The organism is Paraburkholderia polaris (genome assembly GCF_012927345.1).
In the GTDB taxonomy this organism is placed as follows: domain Bacteria; phylum Pseudomonadota; class Gammaproteobacteria; order Burkholderiales; family Burkholderiaceae; genus Paraburkholderia; species Paraburkholderia polaris.
Map to the genome: position 1 here is coordinate 35750 of NZ_JABBGJ010000057.1, position 18560 is coordinate 54309.

The following is an 18560-nucleotide window of genomic DNA, read 5'->3' on the forward strand; positions in this document are numbered from 1 at the left end:
CCCGTCCCGCAACCCAATCCACCCCTTTGCCAGTTCCCGCGATGATCGGTGAAATCGATATCTTCGGCGTGTTCGTGCCGGCCGTGCTCGTGCTGATGTTGATCGCCTATCTGATCAACCTGGCCATCCGCACGGTGCTCGCACGCGTCGGCTTTTACCGCTTCGTCTGGCACCGTTCCATCTTCGATCTCGGCATCTATGTGCTGGTGCTGGGCCTTGTCGTCGTCGTTTCGCACAGACTAATAACGTGAAAAAAACCTGGTTCTCCGTCGGTCAAATTCTGCTGACCCTGATCGTCGTCGTGGCTGCAGCCTTCGTGCTGTGGAAACTGGTCGACTATTACATGTTCGCACCGTGGACTCGCGACGGCCACGTGCGCGCCGACGTGATCCAGGTCGCGCCGGATATCTCGGGGCTGATCTCATCAGTCGAGGTGGTGGACAACCAGCAGGTCAAGCAGGGCCAGGTGCTGTTCGTGATCGATCAGGCCCGCTATGCGCTCGCACTGCGCCAGGCGCAGGCCACCGCGCAGCAACGCCGCGCCACCCTCGATCAGGCGCGCCGCGAAGATGCGCGTAACCGCCAGCTCGGCAACCTCGTCGCGGCGGAAGTCGCCGAAGAAAGCCGCTCGCGTGTCGAAACGGCAGAAGCCGCGCTCGCCGATGCGAATGTCGCGATCGATACGGCCAAGCTCAATCTGCAACGCACCACGATCGTGAGTCCGGTCGACGGTTATCTGAACGACCGCGCGCCGCGTACCGGCGAGTTCGTCTCCGCCGGCCGTGCGGTGCTGGCGGTGGTGGATATGCATTCGTTCCGCGTCGACGGTTATTTCGAAGAAACCAAGATGCGCGGCATCGACATCGGCCAGCGGGTCGATATCCAGGTGATGGGCGAGCCCAAGGTGCTGCGCGGTCACGTGCAAAGCATCGTCGCGGGGATTGAAGATCGCGACCGCACGCAAGGGTCGAATCTGCTGCCGAACGTCAACCCGGCGTTCAGCTGGGTGCGGCTCGCGCAACGGATTCCGGTGCGCGTTGCCCTCGACGAGGTGCCTGCCGACTTCCGCATGATCGCCGGACGCACCGCGACGGTGTCGGTGCGTGATCTGTCGCCGACCGGCAAGCCGCGTCCGGCTGCGGGCGCTTCGGGTACGGTGGATGCCTCGGCGGCTTCGACGCCGGCTACGTCCGCGGTTCCGGCTGTCTCGGCTACGTCTGCTACGCAGCCGGCATCGGCTGCCGTCATTTCGGGCGCGTCGCAATGAAGCTGTCGCGTGCCCTGCCCTTATTGCCGCTGCTGCCGCTATTGCCGTTAGCCGTTGCGCTCAACGGCTGCATGAACGTCGGCCCCAATTACTCGCTGCCGAAGCAGGCGCTGGTGAACGCCCCGCTCGCCAATGCGCCGATCGAAGGCGCCGATACCAAACTGACCACGCGGCAGAACGTGCCCGCGGTCTGGTGGAAGCTCTACGACGATCCAGTGCTGAACAGCCTCGTCGACGAAGCGCTGCAATCGAACACCGACTTGCGCGTCGCGGCGGCGAACCTCGCGCGTTCGCGTGAAGCGCTGGGTGTTGCACAGGCGCAGGGCGGTTTCTCCGGCAAGACGTCGGCGCTCGTCGAGCGGGCCCAGGAATCGGCCGAGCAGTATCTGCTCTTCAACAAACTGCCGGTCGAATACGAAGGCGATATCGGTATCAGCATCTCGTACGAACTCGATCTGTTCGGCAAGCTGCGGCGTGGTGTCGAAGCGGCAGCGGCGGATACGGAATCCGTGCAGGCGGCCGGCGATCTCGCGCGGATCACGGTGGTCGCGGATGTGGTGCGCTCTTACGTCGAGCAATGCTCGGCCGCCGAGGAGCTCAGGATCGCGCAGCAGTCGCTGACCTTGCAGAAGCAGCGTGTGGACGTGTCGCGCCGGCTGCGCGACGCGGGCCGCGGCAATCAGCCCGATGTGACGCGTGGCCAGACCCAGGTCGATACCCTGGCGGCAGATATTCCGCGCTACACGGCGCGCCGCCAGATCGCGCAATACCGGCTCGCGGCGCTGCTCGCACGCGCACCGTCCGATTTACCGCCGGCCGTGCTGGCCTGCAGCACACTGCCGCGGATCCGTCAGCCGATTCCGGTTGGCGACGGCGCCGCGCTACTCAAGCGCCGTCCGGACGTGCGCGAAGCCGAGCGTCAACTGGCGGCTTCGACGGCGAGAATCGGCGTGGCGACGGGCACGTTATATCCCACGGTGAGCATCGGGGCATCGACCGGTTTTACGGGGATTCTGGAAGACATCGGCACGTCGCCGACAGCGCGCTGGGCCTTCGGTCCGCTGATCAGCTGGACCTTCCCAACGAACGGCGCGCGTGGCCGTGTACGCGAAGCGGAAGCGTCGAGCAACGTCGCGCTGGCCAAGTTCGATGGCGTGGTGCTGACCGCGTTGCGCGAAACCGAAACCAGCCTCGCCACCTATGCGTCCGACTACGCCCGCGCCGAAGCTTTGCGCGCCGCGCTGAAGTCGGCCACCGAGTCGGCGGATGAAACGCATCAGTTGTATCGCGCCGGACGCGAGTCGTTCATTTCCGATCTGGATGCAACCCGCACGCTGACTTCGACGAAGTCTCAGGTGGCGGCCGCGGAGGGTCAGGTGGCGATCGATCAGGTCAACCTGTTCCTCGCGCTAGGCGGTGGGTGGGAGACCGATGCGCAGGCGGCGCCTGCGGCGGCGGTGCCTGCGGCTGCGACATCTACCGCTGCAACAGCTGCGGCGATGCCTGTCGCTGAGGCACCTGCCAAAGCCACGCCGACGGCGGCGACCAAGGCGCCTTGATTCAACGTTAGGCGCTTCCAAAACCTCGGCTCGCGCAGCGCCACCACGCTAGCCGGCCCAAAAGTTATTTTTGACAAGCTTTCTTTTACCTTTCAATTCAGGTTAAATACGAGCCTCAACATCACGTTACGGGGTCACGTATGTCGCATTTCATGCAAGGCGCAGCCACACTGGGCGGTTGTATCGGCGTTTTTACGGTGGTCGTCGCGGTCGTGGAGATGCTGGCGAACTGAGGGCGCCGGGCTCGTGATTGGCCGGCGGGTGACAGGCTTACGCAAGTGCCTGCGCCTGCCTCGGCGTTGTCCGCCCTACGCGGGCCGCCGCTTCGCGGCCGCCTGGTGAATCGCGGCCCGCACCCTCGGATACGTGCCGCAACGGCACACGATGTTGGACATCGCCGCGTCGATGTCTGCATCAGTGGGATTGGGCTTCTCCTTGAGCAGCGCGCAGGCCGCCATCAGCTGCGCGCTCTGGCAATACCCGCACTGCACCACATCGAGATCAATCCACGCCGCTTTTAGCGCCTGCGCTTCGGCGCCCTGCACGCCTTCGATGGTCGTGATCTTCTGCGAGTGCAAGCTCGACATAGGCGTCTGGCAGGCAAGGCACGCCTTGCCGTCCAGATGGATCGTGCACGCGCCGCAAATGCCCACGCCGCAGCCGAACTTGGTACCAGTCATGCCGAGGTCGCAGCGCAGCACCCACAGGAGCGGCATATCCGGCTCGGCTTCCACCGCCACCGCCCGGCCGTTAATGTTTAGCGATCCCATGCTTTTCTCCGTCAATCCGATGCGGGTCACGCGAGCCGCAACGGCAAAGCGCGCAAGCGCTGGCCAGTCAGCGCGAATACCGCGTTGGCCACCGCCGGCGCGACCAGCGGCACGCCCAGTTCGCCGACGCCCTGCGGATGCATCTGGCTCGGCATGATGTCGGTTTCGATCACCGGACAATCGTTCATCCGCACGACCGGGAAATCGACGAAGTTCTTCTGCGCCACCTGCCCGCCGTCGATGGTGATTTCGTCCTGCAACGCAGTCGACAAGCCGAACACGATGCCGCTCTCCATCTGCTGACGAATCAGGTTTGGATTCACCGGCAGTCCGCAGTCGATCACACAGACCACCCGATGTACGCGAATCTGCTTGTTCGGGCCGACCGATACCTCGGCCACCTGCGCGACGACACTGCCGAACGCTTCGTGCAGCGCGACACCACGCGCCTGCCTTGTGCCGTCGGCGGCGTGCGTCATGGGACGTCCCCAATCCGATAAGGCTGCAACGCGCCTTAGCACCGCCAGATGGCGCGGGTGCTGCGCGAGCAGCGACGCGCGAAACGCAATCGGATCCTGGCCAGTGGCTACGGCGAGTTCGTCGGTAAAACCCTCGGTGAAAAAAGCCTGATGCGAATGGCCGACCGAGCGCCAGAACCCAACCGGCACCGGCAATTCAACGATCTTGTGCGCCACGCGTGCGGTGGGCCATTCGTAGGGCTGGTCGAACGCACCCTCGCAAGTGGTTTTGTCGATGGGAATGCGCGGCACGCCGTAGTAACGCGCGAGCGCTTCCGGCACGATCGCCTGACTCGCGGACGTGGCATGCCATGCGACCAGCTTGCCGTCTTTGTCGAAACCGGCCTTCAGTCGCGACACGCACGCCGGACGATAGAAATCGTGGGTGAAATCCTCCGCGCGCGACCAGATTGTCTGCACCGGATGGCCGCCGCCCTCGCGCGCAATCGCCGCGGCCTGCGCGATGAAATCGAGTTCGAGACGGCGCCCGAAAGCACCGCCGAGCAGTTGCGTTTGCACGTCGACCTTGTCGGCGTCGATGTCCAGCACTTTCGCGACGTGCTGCCGCGCGAGGGCCGGCATTTGCGTCGAGACCCAGACGGTGGCCGCGCCGTCCGCGACCTGCACCGTGCAATTCACCGGCTCGACCGCGCCATGCGCGAGGTACGGCGCGTGGTACTCGGCGGTGAGGGTTCGCGCCGCGCGGCTCAATGCGGCGTCGACGTCGCCGCGATGGTAGTAGGCGTGGCCGTCGCTGTCGTCCAGTGCTTGCGCGAGCTGGGTATCCACGCCCGCGCTCGACAGCGTGGCCGCGGGACCGTTGTTCCACACTACGTCGATGGCGCTGACCGCGTTCATCGCGCGAAATGCGTTGTCGGCGATGACCGCGACGCCGCCGCTGCCGCCGGCGTATGGCGCCAACGCGAAGGCCTTGATGAAACCCGGCATGTTCGTGGCAGGCGAGTCGTCGAAATGCGCGACCGTGCCGCCCAGCGTCGGGCACATCACCACGCTCGCGTAGATGAGACCGTCGGGTAGCGCGTCAATGCCGAAGCGCGCCGTGCCGTTGATTTTCGATGCGGCTTCGATGCGTCGCATCGGCTTGCCGATCAGTTTGAAGTCAGCGGGATCTTTCAGCGCGACCTTGCGCGGCAGCGGTTGCTGTGCGGCCGTCGTGGACAGTTCGCCGAAGCTCGCCTTGTGGCCTGACGCGTGCAGTACGTAGCCGCCTTCCGTACGGCATTCGCCGGGTGACACTTTCCATTGCTCGGCCGCCGCACCGATCAGCATCGCGCGCGCCGAAGCGCCGGCTTCACGCATCGGCGTCCATAGATCGTTCATGCTCGATGAACCGCCTGTCATCATCGTGCCGGCGTCGCGCACTGCCTTACGGGTCATCCAGACCGTAGCGCGCTTGCCCGTGCTGTCGTCGTCCGGACGAAACGGCAGATCGTCGATGATGTTCTGCACGCTGTTGTAGATCCTGTCGATCGGCGAATTTTCCACGCGAACCTGCGACCAGTCGGCGTCGAGTTCTTCGGCCAGCAGCATCGCGAGGCCGGTGTGGATACCCTGCCCCATTTCCGCTTTGCACATCATGATCGTGACGCTGTTGTCGGCGGCGATTTTGACCCAGCCGTTGAGTGCGGCCTGGTTGCCTTCCGTCGGCAGGGGTGTGGAGGGGGTCAGCCGCTGACCCGGTGGCAGAACCGACCAGCCAACCAGCAACACGCCGAGCGCGCCGGCGCCGCCCAGCAGGAAGGTTCTGCGCTTTAGCATCGTATGGCTCGATCAGCTTGCACGGTGGCGGGAACGCTGTGAAAGCGCGGGCGGGCGCGGGGTTTTGTTTAGTCGGAACAGTAATAAGACGGGAGAGTGAGTGGGGGACTGAAAGCCAGGGGTTTCAGCCATTACGCGCGGCGCAGGCGGATGCCCTCAGAAAAAAGGGCGGGTGCATGCCGTATGTCAGTTCATTAAATGTTATTCGCGGCGTGGCGGCACGCTGCAGTGCAACTGGCTTGAACGGCGGAGGATGCGGGAGGTGGCGGATTTATGCTAACAATTGGAACATTCATCGCCGATTGCACGGCGCATGGAATGGCCCCACTAGCCGCGCATGCAACACGTCTGCGATTACTGAGCGCAGCCTTGCAGATTGCTTGCGTATACAAATTTTTGTATAATCCGCCTCATGATCGATGCAAAGCCCCTAACGTTCTGCGGTAGCTCACTGGACGACTTGCGCGAGTTCCCACTCTCGGCTCGACGTGACGCAGGCTATCAACTCGATCAAGTCCAGCGCGGTGGGGATCCCGACGATTGGAAGCCAATGAACACGATAGGCCAAGGGGTGCGTGAAATCCGGATTCGGGACGCGAACGGTGCGTTCCGGATCATTTACCTGGCCAAGTTCGCCGACGCGATTTATGTGCTTCATTGCTTCCAGAAAAAGACCCAGAAGACTAGCCAAGCAGACCTGGATCTAGCCGCCAAGCGCTATCGCGAATTGAAAGAGGTTAAGCCATGAGCAACCAAACATTTTCAAGCGTCTGGGACGCCATCGAAGACACGCCCGAACAGGCGCAAAGCATGAAGCTTCGATCGGTGCTGATGATGGCGCTCAAGGACCATATCACCCGTGCCGGAATGAGCCAGGCAGAAGCCGCTAGGCATTTCTACGTCACTCAGCCGCGTGTATCAGATCTCATGCGTGGCAAGATCAATCTGTTCTCGCTCGATGCCTTGGTCAATATGGCGGTAGCGGCAAACATGCGTATCGAGATGCGCGTGTCAGACGCACCAGCCAAACGCACTGCTAGCAACGCGAGCGCCAAAGCAGCTGCGCGCAAAAAGCCAACAATACCGGCAAAAAAGCCGGCTGTGGCAAAGAAGCCGGCTACAAAGGCGCCGGCTCGGCGCAGCAAGAGCGCCACCTCTGCTGTCGCGCATGCACGCTGATTGGCTGCGGAGTCGCGGCAAGACACAATAGCTACGCACCTTGCTCCGAGTAATCGCAGAGTGCGCCAGCATTCGCTCGGCGCACCTTTACTTCATCACCGCCGGTTCGACCCCGACACGACATCGATCCACACAGCCAGCACAAGAATGCTGCCCTTCACGATCATCTGCCAGTATGCGTCGACGTCGAGCATCGACATGCCGTTGTCCAGGCTCGCCATCACCAGCGCGCCGATCAACGCACCATAGACCGTTCCAGAACCGCCGCGCATCGACGTCCCGCCGATAAAGCACGCGGCGATCGCGTCGAGTTCGCCCATCGACCCCGCCGACGGTGAGCCGGCCGCGAGCCGCGCCGTATTGACGATCCCGGCGAACGCGCACATCAGACCCATCAGCGCAAAGATGGCCAGCTTCACGCGGTTCGTATTCACGCCGGAAAGCCGCGTCGCCTCCAGGTTGGAACCCACTGCATAGATACGCCGCCCGAAAACGGTCTGCGTCGCAATCCACGTGAAAATGCCTAGCAACGCGAGCAGCAGCAAAACCGGCACGGGAATCCCACCATATCGATCGAGCGTGGCGACAAACGCGGCCAGAATCACACCCGCCCCAACCACCTTTACGACGTCCTGCCAGACCGGCACCACCCGCAACTTATAACGCTCGCGGTTGCTTCGTTGTCGCACTGTCAGAAAGGCCAGCACGACAAACAGCACCACGGCAAGCGTATCGCCCGCAAGGCGCGGCAGATACCCTTGGCCGACAAACACGAAACTGTCCGAGACCGGTGCAATCGTCGAGCCACCGGTGACACCGAGCAGAATGCCGCGGTACGCGAGCATGCCGCCCAGCCCGACAATGAACGAAGGCACACGCCGGTAAGTCGACCACCATCCGTTGAACATGCCGACCAGCACGCCGAGCAGCATCACCACAGGCACGGTGACGCCGATCGGCCAGTGCCGGTTCACATCGAGAATCGCCGCGACACCACCGAGCAAACCAAGCAATGATCCAACCGAAAGATCGATCTCGCCCGCGATGATCACGAACACCATGCCGCACGCGAGCATGCCGGTAATCGACATTTGCCGCAGCAGATTCGACAGATTGCGCGGCGTCACAAACGCGCCGTGCGTTAAAAAAGAAAAGAACATCCAGATCACGGCCACGGCAATCAGCAACGCGAGAATCTTGTAGCGCGCGAACAGTTGCTGAATGCGCTGCGGGCCACCGAATGCGCCTCGCGGCACGGCACCTTCTGCGGATTGGGAAGTGACGTCGGGAGTCATGCGGCACTCGCTGCGGTTGGGTTCGGGGATCGCTGCACAGGACGGATCGCGGCGCTGAGAATGTCCTCCTGCGTGAGGCCGTCGTTGACGAAATCGCCGCGCAATTCGCCTTCGCCGATCACCAGCACGCGATCGCTGATGCCGAGCACTTCGGGCAATTCGGACGACACCATCACGATCGACATGCCGCGCTGTGCCAGCTGAAAAATCAGTTTGTAGATTTCGTATTTCGCGCCGACGTCGACGCCTCGCGTCGGTTCGTCGAGGATCAGCACTTTCGGGTCGGTTAGCAGCATGCGGGTCAGCACGGCCTTCTGCTGATTGCCGCCGGACAGACTCGCTATCGACAACATTGGATGCGCGGCACGCACTGAAAGCCGCTTCATCTCCGTGTGAATCGTATCGAGTTCGGCAGCGGAATCGATCCGGCCACCCTTCGCGAAGCGTTGCAACACCGCAAGCGTGATGTTGTGACCGACACTCAGCCCCGGCACGATACCGTGGCGCTTGCGATCTTCCGGCACCATGCCGATACCGGCGCGAATCGCATCGACAGGCGCGCGGATCTTCAACGGCTTGCCTTCTATCACCACCGCCGCCTCGCTCACACCCGGATACGCGCCGAAGATCGCCTGCATCAGCTCCGTACGCCCTGCGCCGACCAATCCCGCAACGCCGAGAATCTCACCGCGTCGCAACGCAAACGACACATCGTTCACACGCTTGCGGCGCGGATTGGTGACATCGAAACAGGTCACGTGGCGCGCTTCGAAGATCACGTCGCCGATTGGATGCGGTTCACGCGGAAACAGGTTCTTGATCTCGCGGCCCACCATCAGAGAGATGATGCGGTCGGTGGTCAGCGCGCGCATGGGCTCGGTCGCGACATGGCGGCCGTCGCGAATCACGCTGATCGTGTCGCATACGGCCGCTACTTCGTCGAGCTTGTGCGAGATATACACGCAGGCGACGCCGCGCCGCTTCAGATCGCGCACGATATCCAGCAGGATGTGTATCTCCGTAGCAGTCAGCGACGACGAGGGTTCATCGAGGATCAACAGTTTCGCGCGCTTGTTCAATGCCTTCGCGATTTCGATCAGCTGCTGATGACCGCCGCCGTAGTTCATCACCGGCTGCGCGGAGTTGATTCCGCTTATGCCGAGTTCGCGCAGCAGTTCATCGGCGCGCTGGTACATGGCGGCGTAATTCATCCGGCCGCCAGGTAGCGTGATTTCGTTGCCGAGAAAGATATTCTCCGCGACCGAAAGCTCCGGCACCAGCATCAACTCCTGGTGGATGATGATGATGCCCGCACGTTCCGTGTCTCTTATGCTCACGGCTTTCAGCGGTTCGCCTTCCCAGATAATTTCGCCATCCCAGGTACCGTAGGGATAGACGCCGGACAACACTTTCATCAGCGTCGATTTGCCCGCGCCGTTTTCGCCGCACAAGCCCACGCACTCGCCCGGCGCCACCGTCAGGTCGATACCGTCGAGCGCCTTCACGCCGGAAAACGCTTTGACGATGCCGCGCATCGTCAGTAATGGTTGCGTCATTCGCTATGCCTCGCTGCAAGGTGCGTGGCGGCGCCGGTGTGCCTGACGCATACCAGGCACACCGGCTCGCACCGCGCACACGTTACGCTCATTGGCTCGCGAGCTGGGCCTGGGTATAGAAGCCGTCCTTGATAACCACATCGACATTGCTCTTGGTGAGCAACGTGGGTTGCAGAAGCACCGTGTCCACCTTCTTCTTGCCGTTGTCGTACTGTGCATTAAAGGCCGGCTTCTCGCCCCTGGCAAGCGCGACAGAGAGTTTCGCCGCTTCACCTGCGATCAGTTTCAGCGGTTTGTACACGGTCATGGTCTGCGTGCCGGCGATCACGCGTTTCACTGCCGCAAGATCGGCATCCTGACCCGACACCGGCACCTTGCCCGCCATGTGCTGTGCGGCGAGCGCCTGAATCGCGCCGCCCGCGGTGCCGTCGTTCGACGCGACGATTGCGTCGATCTTGTTGTTGTTCGCCGTCAGCGCATCTTCAACAATACGCAGCGCCGTTGACGCGCTCCACTCCGGCACCCACTGCTGACCGACGACCTTGATATCGCCCTTGTCTATCGCGGGCTTCAACACTTTTAGCTGGCCTTCACGCAGCATCTTTGCATTGTTGTCGGTCGGCGCGCCGCCAAGCAGGAAGTAATTGCCTTTCGGTTGCGCGTTATAGACACCTTGCGCTTGCAGTTCGCCGACCTTCTCGTTGTCGAATGAGATATAGGCGTCCACATCGGCATCGAGAATCAGGCGGTCATACGAAACGACCTTGATGCCCGCCTTCTTCGCTTCGGCGACCACATTGCCGAGCGTCTTCGAATTGAACGGCACGATCACGATCACGTCCACGCCGCGCGAGATCAGGTTTTCGATTTGTGAAATCTGTCGCTCTTCGCTCGCATCGGCGGACTGCACCGATACTTTGGCGCCGAGCTTTTCTGCTGCCGCAACGAAATAGTCACGATCGCGCGACCAGCGCTCGACACGCAGATCGTCGATACAGAAACCAATTTCGGGGTGGTCCTTGCTTGCATGCGCGAGCGGCGCGACAAGCGACAGGCTGGCGAGCACCGCTCCACACACGAGCGAACTCAGTACGGTACGACGCGTTGCGAATTTCATGTCTCACTCCTTGTTCTGATAGCCGGCATACCGGATTGGACGGTCTGTGCTGCGAGCCACAGAACCGGACAAGCGACAACCTAAAGCTTCTTTTATTCGCGCGGTCGACGTGGCCGCGCGATTTTTTATATCTTGCTGCGTGCCCTGTTTCAGGCATTACTTCGTGACTGCCTTTTAGCGCCTGCTGTAAATCGCCTGATTCACAACGTTTTCCAACTGCTCCTGCCGGCCACTCGCGTGTTGCGGATTCAAGCCACGCGTCAATGCATCCGTGGCCAGAGTAGAGAGCGAATAGTCGCCCGCCAGGATCTTGCGACCGAACTCCGACTCCCAGCCCGCATAGCGCTGACGTTTGAATTGTTCGAGCCGGTCATTTTCGATCAGCGTCGCTGCACGTTCGACAGCGAGCGCCAGGTTATCGATTGCACCGATATGGCCGAAGAACAGATCTTCCGCATCGACGCTCTGCCGCCGTACTTTTGCGTCGAAGTTCATACCGCCTGTGGTGAACCCGCCGTGCTTGAGAATCTCGTAGAAGGCCAACGTGAGTTCTTCTACGCTGTTCGGAAACTGGTCCGTATCCCAGCCGTTTTGCTGATCGCCGCGATTCGCGTCGACGCTGCCGAAAATACCGAGTGCGTACGCCGTGGCGATTTCGTGATGAAACGAATGACCGGCAAGCGTCGCGTGATTGGCCTCGATGTTCACGCGGATCTCTTTCTCCAGCCCGTATTGCAGCAGGAAGCCGTGTACGGTCGCCACGTCGTAGTCGTATTGATGCTTGGTCGGTTCCTGCGGCTTCGGCTCGATCAGCAATGCGCCTTTGAAACCGATCTTGTGCTTGTGTTCGACCACCATGTGCAGGAAACGGGCGAGCTGATCGCGTTCGCGCACGAGGTCGGTATTGAGCAGCGTATCGTAGCCCTCACGTCCGCCCCACAACACATAGTTTTCGCCGCCGAGCCGTTGCGTCGCGTCGAGCGCGTGACGGACCTGCGTCGCGGCAAACGCGAAAATCTCCGGATCGGGACTCGTCGCCGCGCCTGCTGCGTAACGCGGATGCGAGAAAAGATTAGCCGTGCCCCACAACAGCTCGATGCCGGTATCCTGCTGCTTGCGCGCCAGATAGTCAGCGATGCGCGTGAAGTTCTCGCTATAGTCTTTCAGGCTGTTGCCTTCCGGCGCGACGTCGGTATCGTGAAACGTGTAGTACGGCGTGCCGAGCTTCGAGAAAAACTCGAATGCCGAATCGGCCTTCTGTTGCGCCCGCTCCATCGCGTCGCCAGCTTGCTGCCAGGGACGCCGAAACGTCCGTTGCCCGAAGATATCGACGCCCGGCCACACGAACGTATGCCAGTAGCACACGGCGATGCGCAGATGTTCTTCGAGTGTCTTGCCGAGTACGCGTTTGCTCCTGTCGTAATGGCGGTATGCAAGCGGATTGTCCGATTGCGGGCCTTCGTAGCGGATCTCGGGAATATGTTCGAAGTAGGACATCAGCGTCTCCTTTTTATGCTGCACTGCAACCGTGCGACATCGCCGCGCCGGCTGACAAGGTGACGCCATGCTGCCGCTTGCACGATGCATCGGCAATTGCGAAATTGCGCAGCGTGCTTGATGTTTCTTACCGCCCACGCGTTTGTTTCACACCGGCGCGATCTTCGCGGCCTAGAATAACCAGACGCTTAAAAACGGTGCGGCCTTCGGAGCGCATCCAACAGGAGACAAAGGCGCTGCGAATCCTGCCGATTCGCACGCCCCACTGCCATGACCCGTCCGCAAACACCACAGACGACCCATCGGATCGCGCTGCTGTTCAACGCGAACAAGGTCTACGACCGCGAGATCATCACCGGCATCGGCAATTACCTGCTGTCGACGCGCGTGGCGTGGGATCTCTTCCTCGAAGAAGATTTCCGTTGCCGGCTGACAGGTATCGAGCGTTTCGACGGCGACGGCATCATCGCGGATTTCGACGATCCCGCTGTGGGCGACGCGCTGCGTGATTGTCCGTTGCCGGTGGTGGCGGTCGGTTCATCGTTCGAAGATCCGGCGCACTACCCCCCGGACTTACCCTATATCGCGACCGATAACGCCAAACTCGTTTCGCTTGCCTACACGCATTTGATCGGCGCGGGTCTTGAGCACTTCGCTTTGTATAGCCTTCCGCAGGCACAGGAGAATCGCTGGGCGCAGCAACGTGAGTTGGCGTTCGCTCACCTGCGCAGCGCGGACGGCCACAGTGCCGAACAGATCGGCACCGAGATCTATCGCGGTCTGTCGACCAGCGCGCCGTCGTGGAATCAGGCAACCGAGCAGCTCACGGCGTGGCTGAGCCAACTGCCAAAGCCGGTCGGTATCATCGCCGTCACCGACGCCCGTGCGCGGCATCTGCTGCAGGCCTGTTTGATCGCGGGTATTCCGGTGCCCGAAGAAGTGGCGATCATCGGCATCGACAACGATCCGCTCACGCGTACCTTGACGCGCATTCCGCTTTCCTCGGTGATTCAAGGCACTGAAGAAATGGGCCGCACCGCTGCTCACTTGCTGCATCAGATGCTGCACGGTGCTCGTTTTCCGGGGCGGCGCATTCTCGTGCCGCCGGTCGGCATCAATGTGCTCGAATCGACGAAGCACCAGCCGCTCGCGAGTCCGTATGTGATGCGTGCGCGGCACTTCATCCGCCAGTACGCGTGCCAGGGCATTCGCACGGAACAGGTTGCCGACTACGTGGGCGTGTCGAGATCGTCGCTCGAAGAATACTTCCGGCGCGAACGGCAGTGCACCGTGCATCAGGAAATCCTGCGCCACAAGCTCGATGTCGCCAAAGCGCTGCTTGCCAGGCGCGATGCGTCGAGCGCCGAGGTGGCAATTCGTTGCGGCTTCACGTCGCTGCAATACATGTACGCGGTGTTTCGCCGCGAACTCGGCTGCACGCCGCGCGAATACCAGGACCGTGCGAATTCGACAGCCGCGCCTGGCTGAGCATGCCTTTCAACTTTTATCTCCACCGACGACATGATCAGCATCGCACCACTTTCTTCTGAGCCATGGGGCACGCTGCCTGGCGGCGATCCTGTGCGGCTCTTCACGCTGCGCAATGCACACGGCATGAAAGTCGCCATCAGCGACCTGGGCGCGACACTGGTCTCGTGGCATGCGCCGGACCGCGCGGGTCGGCTCGGCGACATCCTGCTCGGCCACGACACGCCCGCTGAATACGTTGCGGCCACAACCTACATGGGCGGACTGATCGGCCGGTGGGCGAACCGCATTGCCGAAGCGCGCTTCACGCTTGACGGTATCGAGTACACGCTCGATCGCAATGAAGGCGCGAATCTGCTGCATGGCGGCACGCAGGGTTTTCATCGCACACTGTGGGACGTGAGCGAAGATAACGGTGCGCTGGTCATGCGTCTGGAATCACCCGAAGGCGACGCCGGCTTTCCGGGCAACGTCACGGTGCAAGTGCGTTACACGCTCGACGACGACGGCAACCTGACGATCGCCTATGAAGCCATTACGGACGCAGCCACGCCACTCAATCTGACGAGCCATCCCTACTTCAACCTGACGGGTCGGCGCGGGGCCGACATTCGCGGCCATGTGTTATCGATCGATGCCGACCGGTTCTTCGAAGTCGATGCGGCGATGATTCCTTGCGAGCTTGCCGAAGTGGCTGGCAACGCATTCGACTTCCGGCAGAGCGCGCCGATCGGCGCACGGCTCGATTGGCCGCATGCGCAGCTTGCGAGGGCCGGTGGCTTCGATCATTGCTACGTGCTGCATGACGCGCCTGATGCCACGACGGCCGGGCGCGAGCCGCAGATACGTCAGGTTGCATGCGCATATGATCCCGGCAGCGGACGCGAACTGACCGTGTCGACTGACCAGCGCGGCTTGCAGTTCTATACCGGCAATTCGCTGAATGGCGACACGGGACGCGGCGGCATTGCGTACCAGCCGCACGCCGGACTGTGCCTTGAAGCGGGCGGCTTCCCGAATGAAGTCAATATGGCTGAGCAGGAGCAGGTTATCGTGCGGCCAGGCAGCGCATACCGACAGGTGACGGCGTATCGGGTGGGTGTACGTTCTGGAGTCTGAAGCAATTCTTCATATCTTACGACGTGCATTACATAACGCCGACTTATCGTTTGCTGCAAGACTGAATTACCCGTTTAGGGGTTTGCCCTAGATCACTCGCTTCCTAGAATCCCTCCATAGGCACCGAACACGTGTTGCGGCGCCGGATAAAACTATATCGGAGGGAATCATCATGAAATCGCTGATCAAAGCAGTCGCACTGGTCGTTGTTATCGCAGCCCCGGTGGCTTCATTCGCACAGTCTGAGCAACCGCTGACCCGCGCGGAGGTCAGGGCGCAACTGGTCCAGATTGAACAGGCCGGCTACAACCCCGCCGTTGCAACTGACTCCACCTACCCTGCGGACATTCAGGCAGCCGAAGCACGCGTAGCCGTACAGCATGACACCACCGGCTATGGTTCTTCGGCAAATGGATCGTCGCAAACCGGCGCAACTGCGCCCGCGGTCCAGCCCGCGCCGATGGACGGTCAGTGAAACGCTAACGTTGTCTGTCGTTGCGTAGTCGATGCGAGCGCATGCTTGTTGAAGCATGCGCTCGCATGTGCGCGTTCCACTGTGCATGACTATGACAGCGCGTTGTCAGAAAATCCTTTGAAGAAAATAATGTCTCATATATCCTAGGGCGGCAGTTTGGTGGTTCTCGCAGCGCAGTCGATCTGCATCAGCGAGGACTTCTACTCAACGTCGCTTCGGGTTCCATCGTGAAAGTCCGTGGTCCATTGGTGAGATATCAGCCTGGTCGGGAAAGAACGTTCCTGTCCGGCTGTTCGATCGCTCATCAGGGGAGCAACTGCGCTTCGCCATCCCGCCCCCTGTCCATTGATACCGTGTTGTCGCGGCGCTCTGTCCGCCGGCACAACGTCATCGCCGCACCCGCAGTCATTGGCGTGCGAACTGACGAAATCGCGTCGCTTCTGCCTTAGCCCCCCTCTCTCTTTTCGCGAGCAAGTGTTGCGTGCGATTGGACCGCTTTATTTAGCGGTCGAACGTCTGCAATGCGTTTGCCTGTCCGCGCTTTGCAAGCTGTCTTGCTAGCGTTGGCCGGCTTATAGCGCTCGCCTATCTACGTCCCATTTAGCTCTGCTGTGCGCTTGCGCTGCGGCAGGCGGCGTCGCGTCCCGTTCTCGCCCGCATTCGTGCGGGACAGTCGGACGTGTGGGTCGTCACGCTCGTGCATTTGCGCCTGCGCTGCGGCGAAAACTGAAGATCGAAATCAAGGAGATAGTCGAATGAAGATCCGTCATGCCAAGCTTCTCTCGCTCACCGGCACGATGCTGTGCTCGCTGACCGCTTTATCCCCAATGAACGCTGCACGCGCAGCGGATACGACGATCAACGTCTACAACTGGTCGGACTACATTGCCAAAGACACGATTGCCGGCTTCGAAAAGCAATCCGGCATCACGGTGAAATACGATAGTTACGATAGCGACGACACATTGCAGGCGAAACTGCTCGCAGGCAGCTCCGGCTATGACATCGTTGTGCCCACATCGAGTTATATGGCGCGCCAGATCGAAGCGGGCGTGTATCAGAAGATCGACAAATCGAAGATGCCGAATCTCGCGAACCTCGATCCCGGTTTGATGAAGCTGATTGCTGACGCGGACCCCGGCAATCAATACGGCGTGCCTTGGGCTTGGGGCACCGACGGTGTCGGCTATAACGTTCAGGCCGTGAAAAAAGCACTCGGTGCCGATGCGCCGGTTGATAGCTGGTCGCTGGTGTTCGACCCGGCGAATCTTTCGAAGCTGAAAAGCTGCGGCGTGTCTTTCCTCGACGCGGCTGCCGATGTTTTCCCGGCCGCACTTCAGTACATGCACAAGGACCCGAACAGCACCAATCCCGGCGACTACCAGGCTGCGTATGAAATGCTGAAGAAAGTACGACCGTATATCACGCAGTTCAATTCCTCCGGCTACATCAACGATCTGGCGAACAACGATATCTGTGTGGCGCTGGGCTATTCAGGCGATGTGGGGATCGCACGGCGACGCGCTTCAGAAGCGAAGCGTTCGTATGAGGTACGGTTCTCGAACATCAAGGACGCGGGCCTGATATGGATGGACGTGATGGCGATTCCGAAAGATGCCCCGCATCCGGAAGCGGCGATGAAGTGGATGAACTACATCGAAGATCCGAAGGTGAGTGCGGCGATTACTAATGAAGTTTTCTATCCGACTGCGAATCGGGCTGCGAGGCAGTTTGTGACGCCGGCTATTGAGCAGGATGCGAATGTGTATCCGCCTGAGGCTGTGCTGAACAAAATGACGTTGATGCGGCCGCAGCCTGCGCCGATCATGCGGCTTGAGAACCGGCTGTGGGCGCAGTTGAAGTCGGGGAGTTGAGGGTTCGTTGTTGTATTGTGCTTTGGTGATGTTAGGTGACTCCTTTGAGCGTAGCGCATGCAGTGGGTGTGTGCGCTACGCGCTTTTTGAAGCTTTGATTTCTAACTCTGTTTGCATTCGAGACATTATGAGCATTTTGAACATCGTAGATTTTTCGCAGCCTGCCAAGGAAAGCGTTGAGTACATGCCGAAGGCGGAAGCCGTGCTTAGCGGTAATCCTTCGCAAGCGGTTCACACGCATTTTGCTAGCCCGTGTGGGCAGCTTGCGGCTGGGGTTTGGGAGGGCGCTTGCGGGCAATGGACGGTGAACTTCACCGAGAGTGAGTATTGCGAGATTCTTGAGGGTGTGTCGGTGATTCGGGATGCGGATGGGACGAGCAAGACTGTGCGGGCTGGGGATCGGTTTTTGATTCCGGCGGGTTTTAAAGGGACGTGGGAAGTGATTGAGCCGTGCAAGAAGATTTTTGTTTCGGTGGAGTTTAAGGAGTAGGTTGCGGCGGCGGTGCGTTTGCGATGGTGGTGAGGTCGTAGTTGGAGAAAGAGGCGCGAGCTATCAACCGCGCCCCCGTGGGCAGGTATCCAACTTGTCGGGGGGCGGTTTATCTATTGCCGCCGCCGAAGCGTAACGCGATGGCTCGTCATCGGCCGTTTCGGTCATCTGCAAGTAGTTCTATCCGGCACTCAGTGAATGGCTGCTTACGGGCAAGGCCTAGGACCCTAGCCGACCCGGAAGAGACCACGGCGATTCCCCAAAACAGCCATTCGCAGGGATTATGCTGGAGGAACCCGAGCATGCCTTTTAAGTACGGCGGCGTAGCTTGCGCTGCTGCAGCGACACCATCCGTTCGATAATTTCTTCCGGCAGTTTGCGTTCCCGCGCGATCGCTACGCTGTCGCGACCTACCGAATCTGGAATCGACGGGTCTGCCCCGGCGTCGATCAACAAGGCCAACGTAGCGAGCCGCTGGAGCCTCGCCGCATAGAAAATGGGTGTCTCGCCATGCGCCCTGAGATTCAGTTCCGGTTTGGACTGCAACAGTGCACGACATACATCGTCGTCGTCGCGC

16 protein-coding genes and 1 pseudogene are annotated in these 18560 nt (G+C 60.9%); 10 read left to right on the forward strand and 7 right to left on the reverse strand.

The window, feature by feature from the left end:
• The first annotated feature begins 41 nt into the window (after positions 1–41).
• Genes HHL24_RS37950 through HHL24_RS37960 form a run of 3 tightly spaced genes read left to right on the forward strand, consistent with a single transcriptional unit; the run spans position 42 to position 2826 of the window.
• Positions 42–251 carry a DUF1656 domain-containing protein gene (locus HHL24_RS37950; RefSeq protein WP_007176114.1) on the forward strand — a complete coding sequence of 70 codons (210 nt, stop codon included), beginning with the start codon at positions 42–44 and terminating at the stop codon, positions 249–251.
• Positions 248–1267 carry an efflux RND transporter periplasmic adaptor subunit gene (locus HHL24_RS37955; RefSeq protein WP_169490442.1) on the forward strand — a complete coding sequence of 340 codons (1020 nt, stop codon included), beginning with the start codon at positions 248–250 and terminating at the stop codon, positions 1265–1267. Before HHL24_RS37950 ends, HHL24_RS37955 begins: the two co-directional genes overlap by 4 nt.
• On the forward strand, positions 1264–2826 hold the full coding sequence (locus tag HHL24_RS37960) for an efflux transporter outer membrane subunit (RefSeq protein ID WP_169490443.1): 1563 nt from the start codon (positions 1264–1266) through the stop codon (positions 2824–2826). Before HHL24_RS37955 ends, HHL24_RS37960 begins: the two co-directional genes overlap by 4 nt.
• 308 nt (positions 2827–3134) lie before the next feature.
• Here the strand turns inward: HHL24_RS37960 and HHL24_RS37965 are convergent, their stop codons facing one another.
• Together HHL24_RS37965 and HHL24_RS37970 are read right to left on the reverse strand one after the other, a co-directional pair.
• Positions 3135–3596 (reverse strand): (2Fe-2S)-binding protein, encoded by a 462-nt coding sequence (locus HHL24_RS37965; RefSeq protein WP_169490444.1) that lies wholly within the window; start codon positions 3594–3596, stop codon positions 3135–3137.
• Positions 3597–3622: 26 nt separating this feature from the next.
• Positions 3623–5893 (reverse strand): xanthine dehydrogenase family protein molybdopterin-binding subunit, encoded by a 2271-nt coding sequence (locus HHL24_RS37970; protein ID WP_169490445.1) that lies wholly within the window; start codon positions 5891–5893, stop codon positions 3623–3625.
• A 412-nt stretch (positions 5894–6305) separates the two neighbouring features.
• Between HHL24_RS37970 and HHL24_RS37975 the strand changes: the two genes are divergently transcribed.
• Entirely contained in the window at positions 6306–6641 is a 336-nt protein-coding gene (locus HHL24_RS37975; RefSeq protein ID WP_169490446.1) for a type II toxin-antitoxin system RelE/ParE family toxin, read from the forward strand.
• A pseudogene (locus HHL24_RS44355) lies at positions 6638–6913 on the forward strand (helix-turn-helix domain-containing protein); the annotation flags it as partial. The gene HHL24_RS37975 and the pseudogene HHL24_RS44355, both read left to right, overlap by 4 nt.
• A gap of 254 nt (positions 6914–7167) precedes the next feature.
• On the opposite strand, the gene HHL24_RS37985 reads toward HHL24_RS44355, so the two are convergent.
• From HHL24_RS37985 to xylA, 4 genes are all read right to left on the reverse strand, one after another.
• Positions 7168–8367: a sugar ABC transporter permease gene (locus HHL24_RS37985; protein ID WP_169490448.1), complete on the reverse strand. Its 1200-nt coding sequence runs from the start codon at positions 8365–8367 to the stop codon at positions 7168–7170.
• Positions 8364–9923: a D-xylose ABC transporter ATP-binding protein gene (xylG, locus tag HHL24_RS37990; RefSeq protein ID WP_169490449.1), complete on the reverse strand. Its 1560-nt coding sequence runs from the start codon at positions 9921–9923 to the stop codon at positions 8364–8366. The genes HHL24_RS37985 and xylG overlap by 4 nt, the downstream gene beginning before the upstream one ends.
• A gap of 88 nt (positions 9924–10011) precedes the next feature.
• Positions 10012–11040 (reverse strand): D-xylose ABC transporter substrate-binding protein, encoded by a 1029-nt coding sequence (xylF, locus tag HHL24_RS37995; protein WP_169490450.1) that lies wholly within the window; start codon positions 11038–11040, stop codon positions 10012–10014.
• Positions 11041–11214: 174 nt separating this feature from the next.
• Positions 11215–12537 (reverse strand): xylose isomerase, encoded by a 1323-nt coding sequence (gene xylA / locus HHL24_RS38000; protein ID WP_169490451.1) that lies wholly within the window; start codon positions 12535–12537, stop codon positions 11215–11217.
• A gap of 270 nt (positions 12538–12807) precedes the next feature.
• On the opposite strand from xylA, the gene HHL24_RS38005 reads away from it, so the two are divergent.
• From HHL24_RS38005 to HHL24_RS38025, 5 genes are all read left to right on the forward strand, one after another.
• The gene (locus tag HHL24_RS38005; RefSeq protein WP_169490452.1) at positions 12808–14025 is read left to right on the forward strand and encodes a XylR family transcriptional regulator; all 1218 of its coding nucleotides are present in this window, start codon (positions 12808–12810) and stop codon (positions 14023–14025) included.
• Between the two features lie 33 nt (positions 14026–14058).
• Entirely contained in the window at positions 14059–15144 is a 1086-nt protein-coding gene (locus HHL24_RS38010) for an aldose epimerase family protein (RefSeq protein WP_169490453.1), read from the forward strand.
• 172 nt (positions 15145–15316) lie between these two features.
• The gene (locus HHL24_RS38015) at positions 15317–15619 is read left to right on the forward strand and encodes a DUF4148 domain-containing protein (protein ID WP_169490454.1); all 303 of its coding nucleotides are present in this window, start codon (positions 15317–15319) and stop codon (positions 15617–15619) included.
• A 797-nt stretch (positions 15620–16416) separates the two neighbouring features.
• Positions 16417–17493, forward strand: coding sequence for a polyamine ABC transporter substrate-binding protein (locus tag HHL24_RS38020; RefSeq protein ID WP_230417743.1), 1077 nt, complete (start codon positions 16417–16419; stop codon positions 17491–17493).
• Positions 17494–17563: 70 nt separating this feature from the next.
• Entirely contained in the window at positions 17564–17983 is a 420-nt protein-coding gene (locus tag HHL24_RS38025) for a cupin domain-containing protein (RefSeq protein WP_329606806.1), read from the forward strand.
• A 309-nt stretch (positions 17984–18292) separates the two neighbouring features.
• Here HHL24_RS38025 and HHL24_RS38030 read toward each other — a convergent pair.
• On the reverse strand, positions 18293–18560 hold a 268-nt coding region (locus tag HHL24_RS38030), incomplete at its 5' end, for an ankyrin repeat domain-containing protein (protein WP_206003039.1).

Excerpts from the sequence above, each read along its gene's own strand:
- HHL24_RS37985 (WP_169490448.1), bottom strand. The coding sequence starts at position 8,367 with ATGACTCCCGACGTCACTTCCCAATCCGCAGAAGGTGCCGTGCCGCGA.
- HHL24_RS38020 (WP_230417743.1), top strand. The coding sequence starts at position 16,417 with ATGCTGTGCTCGCTGACCGCTTTATCCCCAATGAACGCTGCACGCGCA.
- xylG (WP_169490449.1), bottom strand. The coding sequence starts at position 9,923 with ATGACGCAACCATTACTGACGATGCGCGGCATCGTCAAAGCGTTTTCC.
- xylA (WP_169490451.1), bottom strand. The coding sequence starts at position 12,537 with ATGTCCTACTTCGAACATATTCCCGAGATCCGCTACGAAGGCCCGCAA.
- HHL24_RS38010 (WP_169490453.1), top strand. The coding sequence starts at position 14,059 with ATGATCAGCATCGCACCACTTTCTTCTGAGCCATGGGGCACGCTGCCT.
- HHL24_RS37950 (WP_007176114.1), top strand. The coding sequence starts at position 42 with ATGATCGGTGAAATCGATATCTTCGGCGTGTTCGTGCCGGCCGTGCTC.
- HHL24_RS37975 (WP_169490446.1), top strand. The coding sequence starts at position 6,306 with ATGATCGATGCAAAGCCCCTAACGTTCTGCGGTAGCTCACTGGACGAC.
- HHL24_RS37960 (WP_169490443.1), top strand. The coding sequence starts at position 1,264 with ATGAAGCTGTCGCGTGCCCTGCCCTTATTGCCGCTGCTGCCGCTATTG.
- HHL24_RS37970 (WP_169490445.1), bottom strand. The coding sequence starts at position 5,893 with ATGCTAAAGCGCAGAACCTTCCTGCTGGGCGGCGCCGGCGCGCTCGGC.
- xylF (WP_169490450.1), bottom strand. The coding sequence starts at position 11,040 with ATGAAATTCGCAACGCGTCGTACCGTACTGAGTTCGCTCGTGTGTGGA.
- HHL24_RS38005 (WP_169490452.1), top strand. The coding sequence starts at position 12,808 with ATGACCCGTCCGCAAACACCACAGACGACCCATCGGATCGCGCTGCTG.
- HHL24_RS37965 (WP_169490444.1), bottom strand. The coding sequence starts at position 3,596 with ATGGGATCGCTAAACATTAACGGCCGGGCGGTGGCGGTGGAAGCCGAG.
- HHL24_RS38015 (WP_169490454.1), top strand. The coding sequence starts at position 15,317 with ATGAAATCGCTGATCAAAGCAGTCGCACTGGTCGTTGTTATCGCAGCC.